We start from the raw sequence: 23,243 nt of genomic DNA on the forward strand, positions 1-23,243 counted from the left end.
CGTTCTTATGATTCGCCGTTCGTTGCCTGCCGTATTCGCCTTGATTTTCGCTGCCCCGTTACTGGCGGCGCCTGCGGGTCAGCAGACCCTGTTCAACTTCGTCCGTCCTGCCGACGTGGTGAAAGTCGTCACCGAAAACACTGACCTGCCACAAGCCAACGCCGAGCAAACCCCGGAAGGTGAAGTGCTGCGCCGGGTGACCTTCAACCCGGTAGCCCGTCCGACCCTGCGCCTGACCCCGCAAACCGGCGCCTGGGACTGGTCGCAGTCGGGCATGATGAGCCTGCGTCTGCAGAGTGCAATGAACTGGGCCGTGACGGTCTATGTGCAAATCCAGAGCAATAACGGCCAGACCCTGACCAGCCGCGTCGACCTGCCGGCCGGCCCGGTGCAAACCCTTTTGGTGCCGCTGGTGGCGACCTCGCCGCTGAGCCAGGGCATGAAGGCCGGGCCGCCGATGCCGATGAATGTTGATGGCCAGCGAATTCTGCTGGCCAGCAGCAGCGGTGAACTGGATCGCAGCCAGGTGGTGTCGGTGAGTCTGTGGATGGATCAGCCGAAAGCCGCGCAGAGCCTGCTGCTCGAGCGATTCGGCGTGCAGGACGGCGATGCTGTGACCCAGGCCGTCTACGGCAATCTGGTGGACGCCTACGGTCAATCGACCCGCAGCAAATGGCCGGAAAAAATCAGCAACGACGAACAACTGAAATCCGCCGCCGCCAAGGAACAGCAACAGCTGAAAACCTGGCTGGCCGAGCGCGAAAAGTCCTCGCTGGACAAGTTCGGTGGCTGGAATAAAGGCCCGGCGTTCAAGGCCAGCGGTTTTTTCCGCACCGAAAAGCGTGACGGTCGCTGGTATCTGGTGACGCCGGAAGGGCATCCGTTCTATTCGCTGGGGGTGAACACCGTCAGCCCGCAGGTCAACCAGACTTACGTGGCCGGGCGTGAGTGGATGTTCGAATCCCTGCCCAAGGCCGACGAGCCGCTCGCCAGCCATTTCGGCGAAGGCGATAACCGTGGCGGCAACGGCGCCGATCAGGGCCGCGGCTATGGCAACGGGCGCTGGTACGACTTCTATGGCGCCAACCTGCAGCGGGTTTACGGCGAGCCCTGCAAACCGGACAGCGATACCAAGGCCGGAATTGCTGAAGCGGCCAAGGCTGGTGCGGTTGAAGAAACAGCATTAAAAGCTGCCGAGCCTGTGCCAAAGTCAAACGAGGCGAAGGCCGGTGTCGCCGCAGCGGCGAAAACAGACGCCGTAGCGACGACTGCTGAAAAGGCTGCCGATCAACCCGTCGCTGCGCCGTGCAAGGCCACGGTCGATCAGCAGAAGTGGGCCACGCACACCCTCGATCGCCTGCAGGCCTGGGGTTTCAACACCGTCGGCAACTGGAGTGCCGACTCGCTCGCCGACGCCGAGCGGGTGCCGTACACCTTGCCGCTGTCGATCGTCGGCGACTACACCAGCATCAGCACCGGCAGCGACTGGTGGGGCGGCATGCCTGACCCGTTCGACCCGCGTTTCGCCATGGCCACCGAGCGTGCCGTGGCCATTGCTGCCCGCGATCATCGTGATGATCCGTGGTTGATCGGCTACTACGCCGACAACGAACTGGCCTGGGCCGGCCCCGGCGACGACCCGCAGTCGCGCTACGCTCTGGCCTACGGCACATTGAAAATGACCACCGACGTGCCGGCCAAGCGCGCATTCCTCAAGCAACTGCGCGACAAGTACCGCAACCAGGCGGGGCTGTCGAAAGCGTGGGGCATTGATCTGCCGGCGTGGGAATTGATGGAAGACCCGGGTTTCGTGCCACCGATGCCGAATCCGGAGCACCCGGAAATCGAAAACGACTTCAAATACTTCCAGAAAGTGTTCGCCGACACTTACTTCAAAACCATCTCCGATTCGCTGAAGTGGCACGCGCCGAATCAGTTGCTGCTCGGTGGCCGTTTCGCCACCAGCACTCCGGAAGCGGTTGCGTCCTGCGCGCAGTATTGCGACGTGTTGAGTTTCAACATGTACACGCTGAAACCACAGGACGGCTATGACTTCGCCGCTCTGCGTGCCCTCGACAAACCGGTGCTGATCACCGAATTCAACTTCGGCTCCAGTGATCGTGGCCCGTTCTGGGGGGGCGTGACGCAACTGGCGCGGGAAGAAGATCGCGGCCCGGCGTATGCCAACTTCCTCAAACAGGCGTTGAGTGAGCCGTCGATTGTCGGCGTGCACTGGTTCCAGTATCTGGATCAACCGGTGACCGGGCGTCTGCTCGATGGCGAGAACGGGCACTTCGGCCTGGTGGGGATTACCGATCTGCCGTATCAGGGCTTTGTCGAGGCGGTACGCAAGAGCAATTTGCAGGCGATCGATCAGTTGGGCAAGGAGGCTGAGAAAGCGGCCGCCGCCGGTCATGAAGCCGAAGGCGGGCGCAAGGCTGAAGCCGGCAAAGGCCCGGGGGGCGGGCATGCCGGTGGGCACTCGGGCAATGGTCATTAAGGTTTAGACCGCGTCATCGTTCTTCGCGAGCAGGCTCGCTCCCACATCGGATTTGTGAACACCATCGATCCAGTGTGGGAGCGAGCCTGCTCGCGAAGGCGTCAGCCGCCTCACTACAGCATTCAACCGTCCGGCCCGCAGCTGTTCCCAAATCCCTCAAGGGCTGGAACAATGCGGGCCACTTTGTAGAGCGTTTTCGCGGGGGAGTTGCGGGTGCAGATTCAGGGACATTACGAGCTTCAATTCGAAGCGGTGCGCGAGGCTTTCGCGGCACTGTTCGACGATCCCCAGGAACGCGGCGCAGCCCTGTGCATCAAGGTCGGCGGAGAAACCGTCCTCGACCTCTGGTCCGGTACTGCCGACAAGGATGGTACCGAAGCCTGGCACAGCGACACCATCGCCAACCTGTTTTCCTGCACCAAGACCTTCACCGCGGTCACGGCGCTGCAACTGGTGGCCGAAGGCAAACTGCAACTGGATGCACCGGTTGCCCGCTACTGGCCGGAATTCGCTGCCGCCGGTAAAGAATCCGTCACCCTGCGCCAACTGCTCTGCCATCAGGCCGGTCTGCCGGCCCTGCGCGAGTTGCTGGCGCCTGCCGCCCTCTACGAATGGCAGACCATGGTCGACGCCCTTGCGGCCGAAGCGCCGTGGTGGACGCCGGGCACCGGCCACGGCTATGCCGCCATCACCTATGGCTGGCTGGTCGGGGAGTTGCTGCGTCGCGCTGACGGTTGTGGGCCGGGCGAGTCGATTGTCGCCCGCGTCGCCAAGCCGCTGGGGTTGGATTTCCACGTCGGCCTGCCTGACGAAGAGTTCCACCGCGTGGCGCATATTGCACGGGGCAAGGGCAACGTCGGCGATGCCGCGGCCCAGCGCCTGTTGCAAGTGACCATGCGCGAACCGACCGCCATGACCACTCGCGCCTTCACCAATCCGCCGTCGGTGCTCACCAGCACCAACAAACCGGAATGGCGGCGCATGCAGCAGCCGGCCGCCAATGGTCATGGCAACGCGCGCAGCCTGGCCGGTTTCTACGCCGGTTTGCTCGACGGCAGCCTGCTTGAAAGCGAAATGCTCGAAGAGCTGACCCGCGAACACAGCTACGGCGAGGACAAGACCCTGCTGACCCGCACCCGCTTCGGTCTGGGCTGCATGCTCGATCAACCGGACATGGCGAACGCCACCTACGGCCTCGGCCCGCGGGCGTTTGGTCATCCGGGGGCGGGCGGTTCAGTGGGTTTTGCTGATCCCGAGCACGATGTCGCGTTCGGTTTTGTGACAAATACCCTTGGGCCGTACGTCTTGATGGATCCGCGCGCGCAGCAACTGGCGCGGGTAGTTGCCACTTGTCTGTAAAGCTTTACATGAGGTTCCAGGGTTGGAACCAGATCCGGTTTTTCGATTCAAAGCGTCAGTTTATCCGGGCAAAAGAGCTCTGATTTTTCATTACTTCACTTTGTGGATTTTCAATGTCATCCAAAAAAACTCTCGCCCTGGCCCTGTGTGTTGCGATCACCGGTTGTGCACAGACTCCTAAAAACGATGCGGACGGCGGTAGCTGGTGGCCGTTCGGGTCCTCCGACAAAGTGGCGGCCAAAGAGCCGGCCCCGGCTCCGGCTCCTGCCGTAGCCCCGGCGCCGCTCAAACCTGCCGCGACCGCACCGGTGGCCAAGACTGAAAGCAGCAGCCACTGGTACTGGCCGTTCGGCGGTTCCGATGATGCGGCGGCCAAAGCCGAGGTGAAACCCGAAGTCAAACCAGAAGCCAAACCGGCGGTAGTGGCCAAGGCCGATGCCGACACCGGCACCAAGTGGTGGTGGCCGTTCGGCGGCAAGGATCAATCGACTGCCAAAGTGGTGCCGATGCCTGACCCGAAAGTCACCCAGGCCTGGCTGGATGACTACGAACCGCGCCTGCGTGCGGCGATCAAGGACAGCAACCTGCAACTCGAGCGCCGTGACAACGTGCTGGTGGTGATCGCGCCGGTTGAAGGCTCGTTCAACCCGAAGCGTCCGGCCATGCTGCTGCCGGTGACCCTCAGCCCGTTCACCAACGTCGCGAAAATCCTCGAAGCTGACCCGAAAACCGCAGTTCTGGTACTCGGTCACAGCGACAACACCGGCGCCGCGCCGGCCAACGTCAAACTCAGCCAGGAGCGCGCCCAGTCCGTGGCGGCGATCTTCCGCCTGAGCGGCTTGCAGCGTGATCGCCTGATGCTGCGCGGCATGGGCGGCGATGCCCCGCGTGCGGCCAACGACAGCGCCGAAGGCCGTGCCCTGAACCGTCGCGTCGAACTGCTGGTGACCCCGCAGAACACCATGGTTGCGCTGTTGAGCAAGTACAACATGCCGGCGCCGGCACCGACCACGATGCTTGCCGCACAGGACGTCAAGCCTGCAGCCAAACCGGTCACCCCGGCGCCGGCTGCTTCGAAGGCCGCCGTACCTGCAACCAAAAAGGCTCCAGCGAAGAAAGCCGCCGCCAAGGCACCTGCGAAGAAAGCAGCGACCAAGGCACCGGCAAAAACGCCGGCCAAGAAAACCGCTCCGGCCAAAGCGGCGACCACAGACAAGAAAGTCGCCGCCAGCGATACTTCCAAGCAGTGATCCGCTAACGAAAAGGAATGCGCCATGACCCAGGCTCTGGCAGATATGCGTCGTGATTACACCCGGGACGGTCTGACCGAGGCGCAAGCCCCGGCCGAACCCTTTGCGCTGTTCCACCAGTGGTTTGCCGACGCGGTGAAAACCGAACAGGCGCCAGTGGAAGCCAACGCCATGACCCTGGCCACGGTGGATTCGGACGGTCGACCGCATTGCCGCATTCTGCTGCTCAAGGGCCTGGACGCGCAGGGCTTCACCTTTTTCACCAACTACGACAGCGCCAAGGGCCAGCATCTGGCGGCGAATCCTTTCGCGGCCATGACGTTTTTCTGGCCAACCCTGGAACGCCAGGTGCGCGTCGAAGGGCGAGTGGTGAAGGTCACGCCGCAAGAGTCCGACGCGTATTATCAGGTGCGACCGCTGGGCAGCCGGCTCGGCGCCTGGGCCTCACCGCAGAGTAGGGTGATCAACGGGCGCGGCGAGCTGGAGGATCTGCTCAAGGCCACCGAACAGCGCTTCAGCGATACTCAGCCCGACTGCCCGGAACATTGGGGCGGTTACCGCCTGCTGCCTGAGCGCATCGAGTTCTGGCAGGGCCGTCCAAGTCGTCTGCACGATCGCCTGAACTACCGTCAGCAGGGCGCCAACTGGATTCTTGAACGTCTGGCGCCCTGAGCAGTCTACCGAGCGGGATAGCCTGCCGCAGCGGCCTCAAGCCACTTCGGCAGGTCCCGACGCTTGATCCTCTGCACGCGGGCATCGGCCAGTCGTTCCAGCATGAAGGCGCGTTTGTCTTCATCCTTGCCCGCCAGCGACAGGGCCAGATCACGATCCATCCAGCGTTTGATCCGCACGTACAGCCACCCGTGGAAGTACAGGCCGGCGATGGTGGTGACGAAAATGATCAGGTAATCCATGAAAATCCTTGGGTCGGCAGGGCGGATTGGGCGATTTGGCGCTACTGTTGGGTGAGTTTGCAGGTGCCTGTACCGGGCCTGAATAAAATCAAGTTTATCCGGGCTGCGTCGTGACAGGCGTCAAGCAGCGGGGTTTAATGAACACATGTTCTTTTGGAGTTGATGCTATGCGTAAGTCTGTTCTGCTGGTTGCTTCCTTTTCCACGATGGCGATGTTGCTGACCGGCTGCCAGTCGAGCCTGACCGGTGACTCCTACTCCCGTGACGAAGCGCGTCGTGTGCAGACGATTCGCATGGGCACCATCGAATCCCTGCGTCCGGTGAAAATCGAAGGCACCAAGACCCCGATCGGCGGCGCTGCAGGCGCAGTGGTCGGCGGTGTCGGCGGCAGCGCCATCGGTGGCGGCAAAGGCAGCATCGTCGCGGCGGTCATCGGTGCTGTGGCCGGTGGTCTGATCGGTTCCGCGACTGAAGAAGGCCTGACCCGCACCCAGGGCGTGGAAATCACCGTGCGCGAAGACGACGGCAGCATGCGCGCCTACGTGCAACAGGTTCAGGAAAACGAAGTGTTCCGTGTTGGTGAGCGCGTGCGCATCTCCACCGTCGGTGGCACCAGCCGCGTTTCGCACTAAGCGGCAACTAGCGGTAAAGAAAAACCCCGATCAGGTGACTGGTCGGGGTTTTTTGTTTGTTTCAATTCGACTGCTTAGTGCTGGGCACAGGTACCCATAAAATACTCCAGACCCTTTGGGAAGCTGACTTTCAGAAGGACCTCCAATGCGCTTACTTGATCCCGGCTCAATAACAACTCTCCAGGCTCCAGTTCGTTAAGTGGCTTGGATTCAATGAGCTGTGCAACCTTTTCATTCATTTCGCTACCGTTGATATCCATTTCAAACTGTAGCGAGCTGTCTTGGAATTCGTCAGGGTAAAACCCGGTTATTGAAAGGTAACGCATGTTTTAGTCCCTTAATTTCTAGAGGTTCTTCTATCCGGCTCGGCAGGCCCGGTTTGTTCACCAGTAATATGATTGAACTCACCCAAATGAGTGGTTCCCAGTTTGTCGTATTTTTCTACAGCATTGCTTTTGTAATCCCATTCATAGATCCGACCTTTGCGGTCTACCCAGCGTGCTCGCCGCTTTCCTCCCCCCTGAACCGATGACTTGGACTTCACTCTGACTGCATCAGGAAACGCAGGTAGCGTCTTCGGGTGGTCGTAGTAGGCATGGTCGCGAGCTCGACTGAGCACAATGTAAACCGGCCGAACCCCCGAATCCGCCGGAAACACCAGAATGAAATCCCGATACTCCGGCGGATAAACCGGATTCACCAGAATCCCGTCCGCCGCTTTTGTCGGTGGGTACACCCAGATATGCGGTGCCTGCGGAGCGGCCTCCAGCGCGGGGATGCCGAGGATGTCGGAGCCGTCCACGGCGGGCGTCCAGATCAGTTCGATGCCTTCGCCGAGGTCTGCGACAAAGCGGTTATCACGTGCGATGAACTGCGCGACATCAACCATTTCCCAGTCGCGATTCTTGCCGGTGTAGAAACCATAACCCTTGAGGCTGCCGTCGGCCTGTTGTTCGACATGTAGGCGCACGCGGGTTCGAGCCTGTCTGAGGGCGAGCAACTGGTCTTCGGTGTAGAGGGCGCTGTCGCCCAGGTTCGATGGCATGAGCAACGCCACCAGCCCGACCAAAGGTGTCACAACGGCGGCGGAAGCGATGGCGGGCAATGCCTTGAACGCCTCACCCGCAAAGGCGAAGGTGCCCAGGCCTGCCGGGATGGCAGTGCCGCTGATTTTCTTGAGTGGAACGCCGCCGCTGTCATCGGCTTCACGGCCGCCGAGCAGGACCAGATCTCCGTAATCTTTCAGGCTGTCGGTGGGTACCATCCCCGAAGGATTCGCGTAGTCGATGATCGCGTCCGGCAATTTGCAGGACTTGGCGAACACGCACCCGGCGCGTACGGGATCAGGCTTTTTCGCCGCAACCTCTCGACTGCGCTCGAAAGCCTCCTGCCGCGCCAGCATGGCGTCGTATGCATTTTGTCGGGCGTCGCGCTCGGCCAGTTCAGTGGCCGTCATGTAGCGCCAGGTGACGTGATGACCGTCGCCCGCCGGCGGGTTGGGAACCCGGGGAATGTCCTTGTTGCGAGCCACTGAGCGTCCTTTCGTTCATCCATCGACAACCCTTCGAAAGGGCTGCACGACGTTAACGAAGCGGACAATTGCTGGCTGTAGGACGGATCTTTGATTAAGTGCGGATTGTTCGCTATTTGTCTGGCAGGGGGGCGAGCAGGCCGCTTCAGTTCAAAGAACGGGGAGATGGGTTCTGCGCAATTACTGCAAAAGCCTGATACCCATTTGCCCAGAACCTGGCAGTTGGTGGATGAATTGAGCCTCAGCTGTATCTGTGAGCCTTGCCGGTTTTTTCCTATGCTGGGGGACTGAGCCTGTGACAAGGCTACTCCTGCCCGACTCAACGAGAGCATGACCATGAGCGACAACCGCCAGTGGGCCCGCGAAGCCATCCGCATCATCGAAGCGGACTTCCAGCGCAGCGCCGACACCCATCTGATCCCCTTGCCGCTGCCGGGGTTTGCAGGCATCGAGTTGTATTTCAAGGACGAGTCGAGCCATCCCACCGGCAGCCTCAAACATCGTCTGGCACGTTCGCTGTTCCTGTATGCATTGTGTAACGGCTGGCTCAAACCCGGCGCGCCGGTGATCGAGGCGTCCAGCGGTTCGACGGCGATTTCCGAAGCGTATTTCGCGCGCATGCTCGGTTTGCCGTTCATTGCGGTGATGCCGGCGACCACCTCGAAAGAGAAGATCGCGCAGATCGCCTTCTACGGTGGCCAGAGCCATCTGGTGAAGGATCCGACGCAGATTTACGCCGAATCCGAACGTCTGGCCCGCGAGCATGGCGGCCACTTCATCGACCAGTTCACCTACGCCGAGCGGGCCACCGACTGGCGGGCGAACAACAACATCGCCGAGTCGATCTTCCAGCAGATGCGTTTCGAGAAACACCCGGAACCGAGCTGGCTGATTTCCAGCCCCGGCACCGGCGGCACCACCGCGACCCTCGGCCGCTATGTGCGTTATCGCCAGCATTGCACCCGAGTGTTGTGCGCCGACGCCGAGCGTTCGGTGTTCTTCGATTACTACCAGACCGGTGACGCCAGTCTGCGTCTGGACTGCGGTTCACGGATCGAAGGCATTGGCCGGCCCCGGGTCGAGGCGTCGTTCCTGCCCAAGGTGATCGATGCGATGGTCAAGGTGCCGGACGCCTTGTCGCTGGCGGCCATGCATTATCTGGCGCAGCGTCTGGGACGGCATGTCGGCGGGTCGAGCGGCACCAACCTGATCGGCGCGCTGATGGCGGCGCAGCAGATGAAAGCGGCGGGGGAGTCGGGGTCGATCGTGGCGATTCTGTGCGATGGCGGCGAGCGCTATGCCGACACCTATTACGATCAGGCCTGGCTGAAGGCGCAGGGCTATGAGCTGGAGGGATTGATTGCGGCGGTGGCGGCGAGTGCCGAGAAAGGTGAGCCGTTGCCGACCTCGGTGTTGCGCGCGAATATCTGATACACCGAAAACCACTGTGGGAGCTGGCTTGCCAGCGATAGCGGATTGTCAGTCAACATCAATGTCGAATCTGAGTCCGTCATCGCTGGCAAGCCAGCTCCCACAGGATTGCGCGTTTTGCAGATTTGGCTGATCAGTTTTCCAGACCGAGAATGTCCCGCGCCACGGCCTCGGCAATCCGAATCCCGTCCACACCCGCCGACAGAATCCCGCCCGCATAACCCGCACCTTCACCCGCCGGGAACAGACCTTTGACGTTCATGCTCTGCAGCGATTCGTTACGCGTGATGCGCAGCGGCGACGAGGTACGGGTTTCGATCCCGGTCAACACCGCGTCGTGCAGCGAGTAGCCGCGAATCTGTTTCTCGAACGCCGGCAACGCTTCACGAATCGCTTCGATGGCAAAGTCCGGCAGCGCCAAGGCCAGGTCGCCCAGGGCCACGCCCGGTTTGTACGACGGCTCGACTTCGCCCAGTTCGGTGGACGGGGTGCCGTTGATGAAGTCGCCGACCAGTTGCGCCGGGGCCTTGTAGTCGCTGCCGCCGAGGATGAACGCGTGGGATTCCAGACGCTCCTGCAACTCGATCCCGGCCAGCGGGCCGCCCGGGTAATCGACTTCCGGGGTGATGCCGACGACGATCCCGGAGTTGGCGTTGCGCTCGTTACGCGAGTACTGGCTCATGCCGTTGGTGACCACGCGATTCGGCTCGGAAGTCGCCGCCACCACGGTGCCGCCCGGGCACATGCAGAAGCTGTAGACCGAACGGCCGTTCTTGGCGTGGTGCACCAGTTTGTAGTCGGCGGCGCCCAGCTTCGGGTGGCCGGCGTACTTGCCCAGCCGCGCACGGTCGATCAGCGATTGCGGGTGCTCGATGCGGAAACCCACCGAGAACGGCTTGGCTTCCATGAACACGCCACGGCTGTGAAGCATGCGGAAGGTGTCGCGGGCACTGTGGCCGAGGGCCAGAACCACGTGTTTCGAATGCAGGGTTTCACCGCTCGCCAGCTCGACGCCGACCAGTTGACCGTCTTCGATCAGCACGTCGGTGACGCGTTCCTGGAAGCGTACTTCGCCACCCAGGGCGCGGATCTCTTCACGCATGGTCTCGACCATGCCGGTCAGACGGAACGTACCGATGTGCGGTTTGCTGACGTAGAGAATCTCTTCCGGCGCACCGGCCTTGACGAACTCGTGCAGGACTTTGCGGCCAAGGAACTTCGGATCCTTGATCTGGCTGTACAGCTTGCCGTCGGAGAACGTGCCCGCGCCGCCTTCGCCGAACTGCACGTTGGACTCGGGGTTGAGCACGCTTTTACGCCACAGGCCCCAGGTGTCCTTGGTGCGCTGACGAACTTCGGTGCCGCGTTCAAGGATGATCGGTTTGAAGCCCATCTGCGCCAGCAGCAGGCCGGCGAAAATCCCGCACGGGCCGAAACCGACCACGATCGGGCGCTGGCTCAGGTCGCTTGGCGCCTGACCGACGAATTTGTAGCTGACATCCGGCGCCACGTTGACGTTACGGTCGTCGGCGAACTTGCCCAGCACCTTGGCCTCGTCGCGCACGGTGAGGTCGATGGTGTAGATGAAGCACAGTTCGGAGGACTTTTTGCGCGCGTCGTAGCTGCGCTTGAACAAGGTGAAATCGAGCAAATCATCGCTGGCGATGCCCAGGCGCTGCACGATGGCGGCACGCAGGTCTTCTTCGGGATGGTCGATTGGCAGCTTGAGTTCGGTGATTCGTAACATGGCGAGGATCCGGATTCGCGGGGCGCACAACTGCGCCAGGGCGTTTGAAGGCCGCGATTATAAGCCGCAAAGGCCGGATCCGGTGAGGCTAAAACGCTCAGTCGTTACGCGATCCGCCGAAATACCCGCAACCACGCTCGACCTTGCCGTCGATGCGCAACTCGGCGCTCATGTGCTGCACGCTGCCGGTGCTGCTGTCGACGCAGCGCTGCGGCGCGACCCACAACTCGATGCGCTGGTTGTTGGCTTCGCTGCTGAGGTTGAAGCGGCCGTCGCCCAGTTGCTCTTCGACATAAGGCACCGCCAGCGCCGGCTGGCCTTCACGGTCGATGACCATGCCCTTGCCGCTGACTTTGACGTTCCACTCGGGACCGTGCCCGGCGGCACGCAGGATCAACAGTTTGAAGTTCGGGTCATCGCACGCGGTGCCGGAACGCTCGACGCGATACAACTGGCCAAGGTCGAGCCGGTCGCCGGCGATCTTCCCGCGCACATCGGCAAACAGCTTGCCCTGTTGGTCGGCGAGGGTCGCAGCCTCTTGCAGCACGCTGGTGCCGCCGATGTCGTTGACCACGTACTGACGCTGTTCGCCACACGGCTGGAACACCAGTTTGCCCTCGGCTGCGGTCAACTGCCCTTGCATCCGGGTTTGTCCGATGTGGGACGCGCTTTCACGCGGGCCATCGAGCAATTGGCAGGCGGCGAACAACGGCAGCAGGGCAACAACGATCAACGAACGGGCAACACGCATCTTCGGCTCTCCAGACAAGTGTCGCCACGTTACGCAGGCTGACCGTTGATCACAAGGGTTTAGCCCACGTGAAAGGTCTGACCGGTTTGCAGGCCTTCGACACTTTTCGCGTAGGCCAACGCCACATCGGCTGCCGGAACCGGCTTGTAGCCACGGAAGTACGGGGCATAGCTGCCCATGGCTTCCAGCAGCACGGTCGGGCTGATCGAGTTGATACGCAGGCCTCGCGGCAATTCGATGGCGGCGGCTTTGACGAAGCTGTCCAGAGCGCCGTTGACCAGTGCCGCCGAGGCGCCGGTGCGGATCGGGTCGTGGCTGAGCACGCCGGTGGTGAAGGTGAACGAGGCACCGTCGTTGGCGTATTCGCGGCCGATCAGCAGCAGGTTGACCTGGCCCATCAGCTTGTCTTTCAGGCCCAGGGCGAAGCTGTCAGCGTTCATCTCGCCGAGCGGAGCAAAGGTCACGTTGCCGGCGGCGCAGATCAGCGCGTCGAACTTGCCGGTCTGCTCGAACAGTTTGCGAATCGAGGCGCTGTCGCTGATGTCCACCTGGAAGTCGCCGCTGCTGCGACCGATGCGAATCACTTCGTGACGCTGGCTCAGCTCTTTCTCCACGGCCGAACCGATGGTGCCGGCGGCACCGATCAACAGAATCTTCATGGGACTGTTCCTCAATGGGTTGAACGAGGTTTCAGTCTAGAGTGGTTTTTTCTGCGGATAAGCGCACTAATAGGCAACCTTTGGTTTTCAAATGGAAACAATCCATGAGTGAAATGGATGATCTGGCGGCGTTTGCGGTGTTGATCGAGGCCGGCAGCTTTACCCTGGCGGCGCAGCAACTGGGTTGCAGCAAGGGCCAGTTGTCCAAACGCATCAGTCAGCTGGAAGCACAGTTTTCCGTGGTGTTGCTGCAACGCACGACGCGCCGTCTGAGCCTGACTGCCGCCGGCGCCGCGCTGTTGCCCCAGGCGCAGGCGCTGGTCGTTCAGGTGGAACGCGCGCGTCAGGCATTGGCGCGCTTGAAGGACGACATGGCCGGCCCGGTGCGGATGACGGTGCCGGTGTCGCTGGGGGAAACGTTTTTCGACGGCTTGCTGCTGGAGTTCTCGCAGAAATACCCCGAGGTGCTGATCGAGCTGGAGCTGAACAACCACTATCGCGACCTGTCCCGGGATGGCTTCGATCTGGCGATTCGCTCCGAGGTGGCCAATGACGAGCGGCTGGTGGCCAAGCCGCTGCTGGCTTGGCAGGAAATGACCTGCGCCAGCCCGGCCTATCTAGAACAGTTCGGCGAACCGCTGACCCCGCAGGAGCTGGCCGAACACCGTTGCCTGCTCAACAGCCACTACAGTGGCCGCGAGGAATGGCTGTATCACCAACAGCACGAATTGCTGCGGGTGCGGGTGTCGGGGCCGTTCGCCAGCAACCATTACAACCTGCTGAAGAAAGCCGCACTGGCCGGCGCCGGTATCGCTCGGTTGCCGTCGTACCTGCTGCAAACGGAGTTGGCTGATGGCCGGTTGCGCTGGCTGCTGCGCGATTTTCAGACGCGCCGGATGCCGATGTATCTGGTGCACCCCTACCAGGGCGGCTTGCCCAAACGCACGCAAGTGCTGGCGGATTATCTGATTGGCTGGTTCAAACGCAGCGGCGAGGCGCTGGATCGGCTTCAGCGCTAACTCCAATTCCTCTGTGGGAGCGAGCCTGCTCGCGAATGCGTTGGTTCAGTCAACACATGGAGTGACTGTGAAACCGCATTCGCGAGCAGGCTCGCTCCCACATGGATTTTTTATTTTACGAAGTGGTGAGCGATCATGTGATCGATCGACAATTTCCCCGGCCCGGTCGCCATCAGGTACAGCAACACTGCCGCCCAGGTGCCATGGGTCGGGTAGGCATCGGGGTAGACAAATACCTCGATGACCAGCGTCATGCCCAGTAGCGCCAGCGCCGAAAACCTCGTGGCGAAGCCGATCAATATCAGCACCGGAAAGAAGTGTTCGGCAAACGCCGCCATGTGCGCGGCGATTTCCGGTGACAGCAGCGGTACGTGGTATTCGCTCTGGAACAACGGAATCGTCGAGTCCGCCAAATGTGGCCAGCCGAGTTGCAAGGTGCCGTCGATCAAGTCGATGGCCAGCCCCTCGACCTTGGTCTGCCCGGACTTCCAGAACACCGCGGCAATCGAGAACCGCGCGATGAAGGCGATCAGGCTGTGGGGGATTTTTTCCATGAGTCCGATGGCGCGAGTGATGAGGTTGTTCATGGCGATACCTTGGTGTTCAGGTCGGTGATGGCGTTGTGGCCGATCAGCAGGGCGAGCGTCTGCGGCAGATCGAAAGGTGGACTGTCTTGCGCGGCTTGCAGCAGCGGTCGGTGATGCAGCAGATGGCGGATGAATACGCTGGCGCCGTGATCGAGGGCAAACACCTCGACCTCCAGAGTGTTGCGCAGCACCAGTGCGTGTTGCCCTTGATGGATGTCGATGCCTGCCTGCGTCGCTTCTCCTTGATGCGCCGCCCAGATCGAAACCACCGCGTAAGCCGAATCGAGCAGGTGCAGCGAGGGATGCAGGGTGATGTCCAGTTCGGCGAGTGTTTGCGGATCGGCCAGTGCAGCGCTGATCTGTTGCGCACTGACCGTCGCGGCATCGGCGGCGTGATAAGCGCGGGTGCGCAAGCGTTCGAGCCGTGCGACATCGGCCAGATACGGCACCTCGGCCGCCGGTTCGAATGCGTCAATGAAGTCCGCCAGACCGTCGCCGTAACGGCTCATCAACGGACTGTGCGGCGGCTGCTGCTGGATGAATATGCCGGCCATGCCACGGAAGAATTCCTCGCCGACCAACTGCTGCACCACCGGATAACTGTCGGCCAGCGCGTTGATCAACGAACCTTGCACGTTATTGCGATACACCGAGAATCGGCTGGCAGGATCAGCACCGTTGGCGCTGCACAGGCCAGCGGGGCAGGGCAGGCGGGTGTCGAGCAGGGCGGCGCTGAAGTCGGCTTGAGTGCTCATGGCCGACTCCCAGCGTGCAGCAACAACGCTTCGGCCTGCTGCGCCTCGCCCAGCAGCACATTGAACGCCGGGACCTGATTGTCCCGCTCGATCAACGTTGCCACCGGGCCAACGCGTTCGAGCGCCTGTCGGTATAGCGCCCAGACCGCGTCATCAATCGGCGCGCCGTGATCATCGATCAGCAAGCGGTCGCCGAGGCTGTCGGCGTCTTCGGCGAACCCGGCCAGATGAATCTCGCCAACCGCGTGCAACGGCAGCGCGTCGAGGTAGGTCAGTGGATCGCGTTGATGATTGATGCACGAGACGTAGACGTTGTTGACGTCGAGCAGCAAACCGCAGCCGCTGCGACGGATCACCTCGGCGATGAACGCCGGCTCATCGATGGTTGAGCGTTCGAAGCCGAGATAGGTCGCTGGATTTTCCAGCAGCATCGGGCGCTTGAGGCTGTTCTGCACCTGGTCGATATGCGCGCAGACGCGGTTCAGCGTCGGCGTGTCATACGCCAGCGGCAGCAGGTCATTGAGGAACACCGGGCCGTGGCTTGACCAGGCCAGGTGTTCGGAAAAGGCTTGCGGTTGATAGCGTTCGATCAGAGTTTTCAGGCGTTGCAGGTGTTGAGTATCCAGCGACCCTTCGGCCCCGATCGACAGCCCGACGCCGTGCAGCGACAGCGGATACTGCTCGCGGATCAACCCGAGAAAATGATGAAACGGACCGCCGTCGACCATGTAGTTTTCGGCGTGGACTTCGAAGAAACCGAGGTCCGGTCGGGCGCCGAGCACTTCACGCAAGTGCCCGGTCTTGAGCCCCAGCCCCGCACGGGGCGGGAGCCCGCAGATGGCTGCCCGAGTGCGCGGTGGGACAGGTTCGTTGGTGGTGAACATGGGCGTCACTCGGGCAGGCTGTGGATCAGGACTTGGCTTTATAGGCTTCCATCTGACCGAAACCGGTCGGCGAGGTCTTGCTCTCGGTGGTGGTGCAGGTGCCTTTCGGCACGAACTTCCACGAGTTGGCCTGGTAGTCCATCTTCGCTGTGCCGGCACAGGTAGTGCCCGCGCCCGCGGCGCAATCGTTGTGACCCTTCATGGCCACGCCGAAGCATTTTTCCATGTTGCTGTTGTCGGCGGCATTGGCGCTGGAAACGGCGGTCATGCTCAGGGCGGAACCAAGAGCCAGAACCAGTGCAGCGGCGGACAGGGTGCGAGTGGTAGCAGTCATGATGTTTCTCCAGATTTGAGCTTGGGTTTTACAAGCGAAGTGCGCTTGCTTACCCCACTAGAGAACGCTCATGGCGATGCGTTACAGCGCAGTGCAAATTTTTCAGAAAAATCTTCGAACACGGCAATCCACTGTGGGAGCGGGCTTGCTCGCGAAGGCGGTGTGTCATCAAACATCAATGGCGTCTGACACTACGCCTTCGCGAGCAAGCCCGCTCCCACACTGGATTGTGTTCACTCTCGCCTGTTCTATAGTCATTTCAACGGCCAACTCTGACAGGCCGATTTACCAGGACGGTATCTCATGACGAAGGATCGCTCAGCCCGCGCTGCGCTATTGCGCAGGACTTCATCTTTTGCGCTCGCCTGCACGCTGCCCTTGCTGTTTGGCACGGTTTGCGCCCAGACGCAGGTTGATCCGCTGGACACGCTCAAACGCATCAACAGTAATTACAACACCCTCAAGAACAGCTGCCAGGAACCCGATACCGGTGCTGCGCGCGGGCTGTATTACTGCAGCGGCGTGACCTTGCGCATGGTCAATGACGGGCCGTTCAATCCGTGGGATTACAGCCCCTATGCGATCAAGATCGGCGCCACTTCCTATTCGTGGATTCGCAAGGATCTGAGCACGCGGATTCTGATTCATCCGGCCGGTTTCATCCTGCGCACACCCACCGATGCGGCGGCGTTGAAGCTGCCGGTCAAAGAGCAGGGTTTCACCTGCATCTATGCGTTTGATGGCGGCACCGGGCCGGAGCGCAAATGGTATGGCTGCGGTTTCTTCGACAGCCGCGAACCGCCGCGCGCGGCGCAAGTCACGCTGAACAATCGCAATGCCGCGCTGGCATACGGCACCTGTGCCGAGGCCGGTGTCACCACCGCCGAGCAGTGGACGCAGAAATACACCGGGCTGATGAAGGGGCCGATCCAGTACAGCCAATGTTCGTGGAACGCGGAAAAACCCAGCGACTGGCACGCGATGATCCGCGTGCACGAGTCGCGCCCGAACACCACCAACAAGGACCCCTTTGCCTTCAGTGCCCAGGTCAACGAATTCATGTTGAAGAACGCCACCGCGAGCAACGATGGCAGCGAAAACATGAAGTACATCGATGCCTTCATCTACAACGTCAACAGCACGCAGAATTTCGCCACCCGCGGTGATCAGGCGCCGCCGAAACCGGAGAACGGTCTGAACAGCGCGCGCAATTTCCAGAAAAAACTCCAGGCCCAGGGCTACAGCGTGCCGATCCTGCGTCTGGACTTCACCAAGCCAGCCGAACAGCGTTTCAGCTATGTCGCTGCCGATCAGGCGATCGCCGAAATGGTGGTGGGTGGGGCCCCGGTGCCGCAATACATCGCCTCCGCCGACTGGATCAAACGTTACGACCCCGGCACCCGCGAGGATGAATGGAGCCTGAGCATCGTGCCCACCGCGGCGGGACGCGCCTTGCCCGGTGAGCAGGTCGGCGCTCTGTACGATCAGTTGTTCGCCCTCAAGGGGCCGGACAGCAACTGGCGCGACAACGAAAAGTCCGCTGGCAGCATGCGTCAGCAACTGCGCTGCGTGCTGGTCAATTACCGCAACAAGACGCCATGGAATCTGGAACCGTTCAGGCCAGCGTTGTCGGACAGCGAGACTCGCGCCGCGGGTTGCAACCCGGTCCCGCGTTGAGTGTGTTGGCTAATCAAGGAGATGCAAGCCATGAAGAAACGTCTGAACAGGATCGCCCCGTTGCTCGTGTTGCCGCTGTTGGTGCATGCGGCATGGGCCAATGCCGAGTCATGCGACGAAACGCTGAGGAAGGTTGAAAAACTCTACAACAATACCGTCGACAGTTGCGGTCAGGACCCCGCCTCGGACTGCTCGGGGCTGCTGGTGCGCGGCACGCACCGGGCCGATCCGGCCAAGGGGCAAAAGTGGGACGTCTGGAACCCCAGCCCGAAAGCCGTGGAGCTGGGCACGTTTGCCGCCTCGTTCATGCGCGCCGACGGCATCAGTTATGAAGACCCTGGCATGAGCACGCAGAACGGCTACCTGATTACGCCACGGGATCTGGTGAAAGACCCCGAGACGCCGGTGCATGTCTATTGCGCGTTTCCCAACGATGCCTGGACCGACTTTCGCAACGATCGTGGCTGTGGCGACAACAAGAACACCGCCCCGACCGAGGCAGTCTGCCAGGCCATGAAGCCACCTATCACGAGTCCGAATGCCTGGGTGGCGCACTTCACCCAGTACAACAACAATCGCCAGCAGGACCAGTTGCAGTGCGGTTTCAACATGCGCAATCCGATGAGCAGCAAGGAGCGGGTCGACGCCTTTCGTAACTTCATGGGCGCGCGCAAAGTCATCAACAGTCGCGAGTTTCAGACTCAGACGGAGCTGCGCCTGGGCAATCCGAAAACCGATGAACTGCCGATTCTGGCGTTTTTCTACAGCGATCAGCGCGGCTTGAATGATGCCTTGGCCAATCAAAAGGATTACAAGGCCAAGACCGGCAAGGATCGCAACATCATCAAGATCGACTTCCCGAGAACGCCGGTGGCCAAGGCCTCTTTCTCGTGCATCCAGACCTCGACGCCGACAGAACCGAAATTCTGCGACAAGTACATCGAGTCCAGCACCTGGGTACAACGTCCCGATCCGAAACTGGGGCCGAAGACCTGGTCGCTCTCGGTAGTACCGACTGCGTGTGGTCGGGCGATCAAGGACGACCAGACCGACCGGATGTTTGCCGAGCTGTACAACAAGCACAAGGACGATGCGCAATGGCGTGAGTACAGCGTCAATGGCGGGTCATTGCGGCGGCAGATGGTTTGCCATCTGGCGGCGGTCTACGACGGCAAGCCTGTGAGGAACAAGCCTGAGTGGAACCTTGAGCCGGCACGGCCTTATGTCGATCAGGCGAAGGCGGTGGCGCAGTACTGCAACCCCTACTGACGGCTTTTGATTGTGTGGGAGCGGGCTTGCTCGCGAAGGCGTAGTGTCAGACACCATTGATGTCGGATGACACAGCGCTTTCGCGAGCAAGCCCGCTCCCACAGGGGATCTGTGTTGGATTCAATCTATCTGCCAGGCACAAAAAAAACGGCCCGAAGGCCGTTTTTCTGTTCAGCGAAAAGGATCAACCGCCGAGGTACGCCTCGCGCACTTTCGGGTCGGTCAGCAGCGCTTCACCGGTGCCTTGCATGACCACGCGACCGTTCTCCAGAACGTACGCACGGTCAGCGATTTTCAGCGCCTGGTTGGCGTTCTGCTCGACCAGGAACACCGTTACACCGTCCTTGCGCAGCTGTTCGATGATGTCGAAGATCTGCTGGATGATGATCGGTGCCAGGCCCAGCGACGGCTCGTCGAGCAGCAGCAGTTTCGGCTTGCTCATCAGCGCCCGGCCGATGGCGAGCATCTGCTGTTCGCCGCCGGACATGGTACCGCCGCGCTGGTTGAAGCGTTCTTTCAGGCGCGGGAACAGGCCGAGGACCTTGTCCATCTGCTCCTGATAGTCGCCCTTGTCGGTGAAGAAGCCGCCCATGGACAGGTTCTCTTCGACGGTCAGTCGGGCGAACACCCGACGACCTTCCGGCACCACGGCGATGCTCTTGCGCATGATCTGCGACGAGTCCTGGCCGACCAGTTCCTCACCCATGTAGCGGATGCTGCCGCTGTGCGCCTGCGGCGAACCGCAGAGCGTCATCAGCAGCGTGGACTTGCCGGCACCGTTGGCACCGATCAGGGTCACGATCTCGCCCTGGCGGACTTCGACGTTGACGCTATGCAGGGCCTGGATCTTGCCGTAGAAGGTGGAAACGTTTTCGAACTGCAGCATTTACGCTTCCCCCAGGTAGGCTTTGATCACTTCAGGATTGTCGCGGATCTGTTCCGGCGTACCGTCAGCCAGAGGTGTGCCCTGGTTGATCACGACGATGTGGTCGGAAATGCTCATGACCAGTTTCATGTCGTGTTCGATCAGCAGCACGGTGACGTTGTGCTCTTCACGCAGCACGCTGATCAGCGCCTTGAGGTCTTCGGTTTCCTTCGGGTTCAGACCGGCGGCCGGTTCGTCGAGCATGAGGATCCGCGGACGGGTCATCATGCAGCGGGCGATTTCCAGACGTCGTTGCTGACCGTAGGCCAGGGTGCCGGCGGTACGGTTGGCGAACTCTTTCAGGTTGACCTTTTCCAGCCAGTATTCGGCGTATTCCATGGCCTCGCGTTCGCTCTTGCGGAACGCCGGGGTCTTGAACAGGCCGGACAGGAAGTTGGTGTTCAGGTGACGGTGCTGGGCGATCAACAGGTTCTCGACCGCCGTCATGTCCTTGAACAACCGCACGTTCTGGAAGGTGCGCACCACGCCCTTGAGGGCGATCTTGTGCCCCGGCAGGCCCTGGATCGGCTCGCCGTCCAGCAGGATGCTGCCGCCCGATGGCTGGTAGAAACCGGTCAGGCAGTTGAACACGGTGGTCTTGCCCGCGCCGTTCGGCCCGATCAGCGCCACCACTTGTTTTTCCTTGACGGTCAGGGCCACGCCATTGACCGCCAGCAAGCCGCCGAAGCGCATGCTCAGGTTTTCGACTTTAAGGATCTCGCGGCTCATTTTCGCAACTCCATGTGTGGGCGTTGCATCGGCAGCAGACCTTGTGGACGCCAGATCATCATCAACACCATCAGCGCACCGAACATCAACATCCGGTATTCGCTGAACTCACGCATCATTTCCGGCAACAGGATCATCACCACGGCCGCGAGAATCACGCCCAGCTGCGAGCCCATGCCACCCAGCACGACGATGGCGAGGATGATCGCCGACTCGATGAAGGTGAACGATTCCGGCGTCACCAGACCCTGACGGGCAGCGAAGAAGCTACCGGCGAAACCGGCGAAGCTCGCACCCAGGGTGAACGCCGACAGCTTGATGATCGTCGGATTCAGACCCAGTGCACGGCAGGCGATTTCATCTTCACGCAGCGCTTCCCACGCACGGCCGATCGGCATGCGCAGCAGGCGGTTGATGATGAACAGCGCTGCCAGCGCCAGCAACAGGGCCACCAGGTAGAGGAAGATCACCTTGTTGATCGAGTTGTATTCGAGGCCGAAATATTCGTGGAAGGTTTGCATGCCTTCCGCCGCTTTACGTTCGAAGGTCAGGCCGAAGAACGTCGGTTTCTCGATGTTGCTGATGCCGTTCGGGCCACCGGTGATGTCGGTCAGGTTACGCAGGAACAGACGAATGATTTCGCCGAAACCGAGGGTCACGATCGCCAGATAGTCACCGCGCAGACGCAACACCGGGAAGCCCAGCAGGAAGCCGAACGTCGCCGCCATCAGGCCGGCAATCGGCAGGCAGATCCAGAAGCTCAGGCCGTAGTAGTGCGACAGCAGCGCGTAACTGTAGGCGCCGACGGCGTAGAAGCCGACGTAACCCAGGTCAAGCAGACCGGCTAGACCGACGACGATGTTCAGACCGAGGCCGAGCATCACGTAGATCAGGATCAGCGTGGCGATGTCCACCGCACCACGGGAGCCGAAGAACGGCCACACCAGTGCACCGAGGATCAGCGCAATGATGATGTAGCGTTGCGTGGTCGGCAGGGTCAGGAAGTTGCTGGCCTTGGCCGGGATCAACGGCAGGCCCGGCGAGGATTTCCACGCCTTGCTGATCTGCTGGTTGAACAGCACGCGCAGGAACATCAGCACCGAGCACACGGCGATGGTCGCCAGAATGGCCGGGCTGGTGCCGTGCACTTCGAGGTTGATGCCGACGATGGTCAGTTTCAGACCGAGTACCGGGTAGGCCACGGCCCACACCAGCAAGGCACTGAACAGTGCCTGTTTAAGATTCCTAGTCATACTTTCTCAACCTCCGGACGGCCCAGAATGCCGGTCGGACGGAACAACAGCACCAGAACCAACAAGCCGAAAGCCACGACGTCCTTGTACTGGTCGCCGAAGATATCGGCGCCAAAGGCTTCCGCCACCCCAAGCACCAGCCCGCCGAGCATGGCGCCGGGGATGCTGCCGATCCCGCCGAGTACCGCAGCGGTGAAGGCCTTGAGGCCGACGAGGAAACCGGCGTTGGGGTTGATCACGCCGTACTGCATGCTCAGCAGCACTGCGGCGACGGCTGCCAGCGCAGCACCGATGACGAAGGTCAGGGCGATGATGTTGTTGGTGTTGATGCCCAGCAGGTTGGCCATCTTGATGTCTTCGGCGCAGGCGCGGCAGGCGCGACCCAGGCGAGAGCGGGAGATGAACAGCGTCAGGCCGAGCATGGCGACCAGGGTCACCACGAACACCACGATTTGCATGTAGGAAATCAGCACTTCATGTGCACCACCTGGCCCGATGGAGAAGTTGCCGGGGATCAGGTTGGGGATGGATTTGTCCTTGGAGTCTTGCGCGAGCAGAACCGTGTTCTGCAGGAAGATCGACATACCGATCGCGGAAATCAGCGGAATCAGACGGTTGCTGCCGCGCAGGGGGCGGTAGGCGATCCGTTCGATGCTGTAACCATAGGAACTGGTGACGACGATGCTCGCGATGAACGCGGCGGTCATCAACAGCGGGACGTTGTCGATTCCCATCATGGCCAGCCCGGCGATGGCGATGAACGCCACGTAGGAACCGATCATGTACACCTCGCCGTGGGCGAAGTTGATCATTCCAATGATGCCGTAAACCATCGTATAGCCGATGGCGATCAGGGCATACGTGCTGCCAATGGTCAGGCCATTAACCAGCTGTTGGAAGAAGTGATAGATGTCAGGCATTACAACGCTCCTAAAAACCTGATACGCATTTCACTGGTGGAGTCATTTTCCCGCCCGGCCCCGTGGATCTTTATCCACTTCGAATCCGGGTTTTGCCAGCGAACCGCTGATGACGGT

Annotated in this window: 23 protein-coding genes; 9 read left to right on the top strand and 14 right to left on the bottom strand. The window is 61.1% G+C overall.

All coding sequences use genetic code 11. The features are described 5' to 3' along the window. The first annotated feature begins 7 nt into the window (after nucleotides 1-7). From H043_RS0126745 to pdxH, 4 genes are all read left to right on the top strand, one after another. On the top strand, nucleotides 8-2,500 hold the full coding sequence (locus H043_RS0126745; RefSeq protein ID WP_027614363.1) for a beta-galactosidase: 2,493 nt from the start codon (nucleotides 8-10) through the stop codon (nucleotides 2,498-2,500). A gap of 213 nt (nucleotides 2,501-2,713) precedes the next feature. Then, the gene (locus H043_RS0126750; protein ID WP_027614364.1) at nucleotides 2,714-3,859 is read left to right on the top strand and encodes an EstA family serine hydrolase; all 1,146 of its coding nucleotides are present in this window, start codon (nucleotides 2,714-2,716) and stop codon (nucleotides 3,857-3,859) included. 113 nt (nucleotides 3,860-3,972) lie between these two features. Further along, nucleotides 3,973-5,109, top strand: coding sequence for an OmpA family protein (locus tag H043_RS0126755; protein ID WP_027614365.1), 1,137 nt, complete (start codon nucleotides 3,973-3,975; stop codon nucleotides 5,107-5,109). Between the two features lie 24 nt (nucleotides 5,110-5,133). Next, on the top strand, nucleotides 5,134-5,781 hold the full coding sequence (gene pdxH, locus H043_RS0126760) for a pyridoxamine 5'-phosphate oxidase (protein ID WP_027614366.1): 648 nt from the start codon (nucleotides 5,134-5,136) through the stop codon (nucleotides 5,779-5,781). A 5-nt stretch (nucleotides 5,782-5,786) separates the two neighbouring features. Here pdxH and H043_RS0126765 read toward each other — a convergent pair whose 3' ends face one another. Next, entirely contained in the window at nucleotides 5,787-6,023 is a 237-nt protein-coding gene (locus tag H043_RS0126765; RefSeq protein WP_027614367.1) for a hypothetical protein, read from the bottom strand. Between the two features lie 167 nt (nucleotides 6,024-6,190). Between H043_RS0126765 and H043_RS0126770 the strand changes: the two genes are divergently transcribed. Then, the gene (locus tag H043_RS0126770; protein ID WP_007969461.1) at nucleotides 6,191-6,655 is read left to right on the top strand and encodes a glycine zipper 2TM domain-containing protein; all 465 of its coding nucleotides are present in this window, start codon (nucleotides 6,191-6,193) and stop codon (nucleotides 6,653-6,655) included. 74 nt (nucleotides 6,656-6,729) lie between these two features. On the opposite strand, the gene H043_RS0126775 is transcribed toward H043_RS0126770, so the two are convergent. Both H043_RS0126775 and H043_RS0126780 read right to left on the bottom strand, forming a co-directional pair. After that, a complete protein-coding gene (locus tag H043_RS0126775) occupies nucleotides 6,730-6,981 on the bottom strand; it encodes a pyocin S6 family toxin immunity protein (protein WP_027614368.1) in 252 nt (83 codons plus the stop codon). An 11-nt stretch (nucleotides 6,982-6,992) separates the two neighbouring features. Next, nucleotides 6,993-8,186: an S-type pyocin domain-containing protein gene (locus H043_RS0126780; protein WP_027614369.1), complete on the bottom strand. Its 1,194-nt coding sequence runs from the start codon at nucleotides 8,184-8,186 to the stop codon at nucleotides 6,993-6,995. Nucleotides 8,187-8,516: 330 nt separating this feature from the next. Here H043_RS0126780 and H043_RS0126785 point away from each other — a divergent pair, with 330 nt between their 5' ends. Further along, nucleotides 8,517-9,617, top strand: coding sequence for a PLP-dependent cysteine synthase family protein (locus H043_RS0126785; protein WP_177325676.1), 1,101 nt, complete (start codon nucleotides 8,517-8,519; stop codon nucleotides 9,615-9,617). Between the two features lie 133 nt (nucleotides 9,618-9,750). Here the strand turns inward: H043_RS0126785 and H043_RS0126790 are convergent, their stop codons facing one another. The 3 genes from H043_RS0126790 to H043_RS0126800 all read right to left on the bottom strand — a co-directional run bounded on the left by H043_RS0126790 (nucleotide 9,751) and on the right by H043_RS0126800 (nucleotide 12,774). Then, a complete protein-coding gene (locus H043_RS0126790; protein WP_027614371.1) occupies nucleotides 9,751-11,364 on the bottom strand; it encodes an NAD(P)/FAD-dependent oxidoreductase in 1,614 nt (537 codons plus the stop codon). Nucleotides 11,365-11,461: 97 nt separating this feature from the next. Beyond that, nucleotides 11,462-12,115, bottom strand: coding sequence for a COG3650 family protein (locus tag H043_RS0126795; protein ID WP_027614372.1), 654 nt, complete (start codon nucleotides 12,113-12,115; stop codon nucleotides 11,462-11,464). A gap of 59 nt (nucleotides 12,116-12,174) precedes the next feature. Beyond that, a complete protein-coding gene (locus tag H043_RS0126800) occupies nucleotides 12,175-12,774 on the bottom strand; it encodes a short chain dehydrogenase (RefSeq protein WP_027614373.1) in 600 nt (199 codons plus the stop codon). Between the two features lie 104 nt (nucleotides 12,775-12,878). On the opposite strand from H043_RS0126800, the gene H043_RS0126805 reads away from it, so the two are divergent. After that, entirely contained in the window at nucleotides 12,879-13,793 is a 915-nt protein-coding gene (locus H043_RS0126805) for a LysR family transcriptional regulator (RefSeq protein ID WP_027614374.1), read from the top strand. Nucleotides 13,794-13,903: 110 nt separating this feature from the next. On the opposite strand, the gene H043_RS0126810 is transcribed toward H043_RS0126805, so the two are convergent. The 4 genes from H043_RS0126810 to H043_RS0126825 are packed head-to-tail and all read right to left on the bottom strand — an operon-like array spanning nucleotide 13,904 to nucleotide 16,353. Continuing rightward, nucleotides 13,904-14,380 (bottom strand): DoxX family protein, encoded by a 477-nt coding sequence (locus H043_RS0126810; RefSeq protein ID WP_027614375.1) that lies wholly within the window; start codon nucleotides 14,378-14,380, stop codon nucleotides 13,904-13,906. Next, complete coding sequence (locus H043_RS0126815) at nucleotides 14,377-15,135, bottom strand: DUF2063 domain-containing protein (protein WP_027614376.1); 759 nt, start codon at nucleotides 15,133-15,135, stop codon at nucleotides 14,377-14,379. Before H043_RS0126815 ends, H043_RS0126810 begins: the two co-directional genes overlap by 4 nt. Then, on the bottom strand, nucleotides 15,132-16,019 hold the full coding sequence (locus tag H043_RS0126820; protein WP_027614377.1) for a DUF692 domain-containing protein: 888 nt from the start codon (nucleotides 16,017-16,019) through the stop codon (nucleotides 15,132-15,134). The genes H043_RS0126815 and H043_RS0126820 overlap by 4 nt, the downstream gene beginning before the upstream one ends. Before the next feature lie 25 nt (nucleotides 16,020-16,044). Then, entirely contained in the window at nucleotides 16,045-16,353 is a 309-nt protein-coding gene (locus H043_RS0126825) for a DUF2282 domain-containing protein (RefSeq protein WP_027614378.1), read from the bottom strand. A 303-nt stretch (nucleotides 16,354-16,656) separates the two neighbouring features. Between H043_RS0126825 and H043_RS0126830 the strand changes: the two genes are divergently transcribed. Both H043_RS0126830 and H043_RS0126835 read left to right on the top strand, forming a co-directional pair. After that, nucleotides 16,657-18,030, top strand: coding sequence for a DUF2599 domain-containing protein (locus H043_RS0126830; protein ID WP_027614379.1), 1,374 nt, complete (start codon nucleotides 16,657-16,659; stop codon nucleotides 18,028-18,030). Between the two features lie 30 nt (nucleotides 18,031-18,060). Beyond that, entirely contained in the window at nucleotides 18,061-19,299 is a 1,239-nt protein-coding gene (locus H043_RS0126835; protein ID WP_027614380.1) for a DUF2599 domain-containing protein, read from the top strand. Between the two features lie 184 nt (nucleotides 19,300-19,483). On the opposite strand, the gene H043_RS0126840 is transcribed toward H043_RS0126835, so the two are convergent. Genes H043_RS0126840 through livH form a run of 4 tightly spaced genes read right to left on the bottom strand, consistent with a single transcriptional unit; the run spans nucleotide 19,484 to nucleotide 23,126 of the window. Then, entirely contained in the window at nucleotides 19,484-20,185 is a 702-nt protein-coding gene (locus H043_RS0126840) for an ABC transporter ATP-binding protein (protein WP_003222380.1), read from the bottom strand. Next, nucleotides 20,186-20,953 (bottom strand): high-affinity branched-chain amino acid ABC transporter ATP-binding protein LivG, encoded by a 768-nt coding sequence (livG, locus tag H043_RS0126845; protein WP_007969480.1) that lies wholly within the window; start codon nucleotides 20,951-20,953, stop codon nucleotides 20,186-20,188. Beyond that, a complete protein-coding gene (locus tag H043_RS0126850) occupies nucleotides 20,950-22,206 on the bottom strand; it encodes a high-affinity branched-chain amino acid ABC transporter permease LivM (RefSeq protein WP_007969481.1) in 1,257 nt (418 codons plus the stop codon). Before H043_RS0126850 ends, livG begins: the two co-directional genes overlap by 4 nt. Continuing rightward, entirely contained in the window at nucleotides 22,203-23,126 is a 924-nt protein-coding gene (gene livH, locus H043_RS0126855) for a high-affinity branched-chain amino acid ABC transporter permease LivH (protein ID WP_027614381.1), read from the bottom strand. Before livH ends, H043_RS0126850 begins: the two co-directional genes overlap by 4 nt. Nucleotides 23,127-23,243 lie beyond the last annotated feature (117 nt).

The sequence above is a fragment of the Pseudomonas sp. URIL14HWK12:I6 genome (assembly GCF_000514195.1).
Classification (GTDB): Bacteria; Pseudomonadota; Gammaproteobacteria; order Pseudomonadales; family Pseudomonadaceae; genus Aquipseudomonas; species Aquipseudomonas putida_A.

Excerpts from the sequence above, each read along its gene's own strand:
- H043_RS0126745 (WP_027614363.1), top strand. The coding sequence starts at position 8 with ATGATTCGCCGTTCGTTGCCTGCCGTATTCGCCTTGATTTTCGCTGCC.
- H043_RS0126755 (WP_027614365.1), top strand. The coding sequence starts at position 3,973 with ATGTCATCCAAAAAAACTCTCGCCCTGGCCCTGTGTGTTGCGATCACC.
- pdxH (WP_027614366.1), top strand. The coding sequence starts at position 5,134 with ATGACCCAGGCTCTGGCAGATATGCGTCGTGATTACACCCGGGACGGT.
- H043_RS0126765 (WP_027614367.1), bottom strand. The coding sequence starts at position 6,023 with ATGGATTACCTGATCATTTTCGTCACCACCATCGCCGGCCTGTACTTC.
- H043_RS0126770 (WP_007969461.1), top strand. The coding sequence starts at position 6,191 with ATGCGTAAGTCTGTTCTGCTGGTTGCTTCCTTTTCCACGATGGCGATG.
- H043_RS0126775 (WP_027614368.1), bottom strand. The coding sequence starts at position 6,981 with ATGCGTTACCTTTCAATAACCGGGTTTTACCCTGACGAATTCCAAGAC.
- H043_RS0126785 (WP_177325676.1), top strand. The coding sequence starts at position 8,517 with ATGACCATGAGCGACAACCGCCAGTGGGCCCGCGAAGCCATCCGCATC.
- H043_RS0126790 (WP_027614371.1), bottom strand. The coding sequence starts at position 11,364 with ATGTTACGAATCACCGAACTCAAGCTGCCAATCGACCATCCCGAAGAA.
- H043_RS0126795 (WP_027614372.1), bottom strand. The coding sequence starts at position 12,115 with ATGCGTGTTGCCCGTTCGTTGATCGTTGTTGCCCTGCTGCCGTTGTTC.
- H043_RS0126800 (WP_027614373.1), bottom strand. The coding sequence starts at position 12,774 with ATGAAGATTCTGTTGATCGGTGCCGCCGGCACCATCGGTTCGGCCGTG.
- H043_RS0126805 (WP_027614374.1), top strand. The coding sequence starts at position 12,879 with ATGAGTGAAATGGATGATCTGGCGGCGTTTGCGGTGTTGATCGAGGCC.
- H043_RS0126810 (WP_027614375.1), bottom strand. The coding sequence starts at position 14,380 with ATGAACAACCTCATCACTCGCGCCATCGGACTCATGGAAAAAATCCCC.
- H043_RS0126815 (WP_027614376.1), bottom strand. The coding sequence starts at position 15,135 with ATGAGCACTCAAGCCGACTTCAGCGCCGCCCTGCTCGACACCCGCCTG.
- H043_RS0126820 (WP_027614377.1), bottom strand. The coding sequence starts at position 16,019 with ATGTTCACCACCAACGAACCTGTCCCACCGCGCACTCGGGCAGCCATC.
- H043_RS0126825 (WP_027614378.1), bottom strand. The coding sequence starts at position 16,353 with ATGACTGCTACCACTCGCACCCTGTCCGCCGCTGCACTGGTTCTGGCT.
- H043_RS0126830 (WP_027614379.1), top strand. The coding sequence starts at position 16,657 with ATGACGAAGGATCGCTCAGCCCGCGCTGCGCTATTGCGCAGGACTTCA.
- H043_RS0126835 (WP_027614380.1), top strand. The coding sequence starts at position 18,061 with ATGAAGAAACGTCTGAACAGGATCGCCCCGTTGCTCGTGTTGCCGCTG.
- H043_RS0126840 (WP_003222380.1), bottom strand. The coding sequence starts at position 20,185 with ATGCTGCAGTTCGAAAACGTTTCCACCTTCTACGGCAAGATCCAGGCC.
- livG (WP_007969480.1), bottom strand. The coding sequence starts at position 20,953 with ATGAGCCGCGAGATCCTTAAAGTCGAAAACCTGAGCATGCGCTTCGGC.
- H043_RS0126850 (WP_007969481.1), bottom strand. The coding sequence starts at position 22,206 with ATGACTAGGAATCTTAAACAGGCACTGTTCAGTGCCTTGCTGGTGTGG.
- livH (WP_027614381.1), bottom strand. The coding sequence starts at position 23,126 with ATGCCTGACATCTATCACTTCTTCCAACAGCTGGTTAATGGCCTGACC.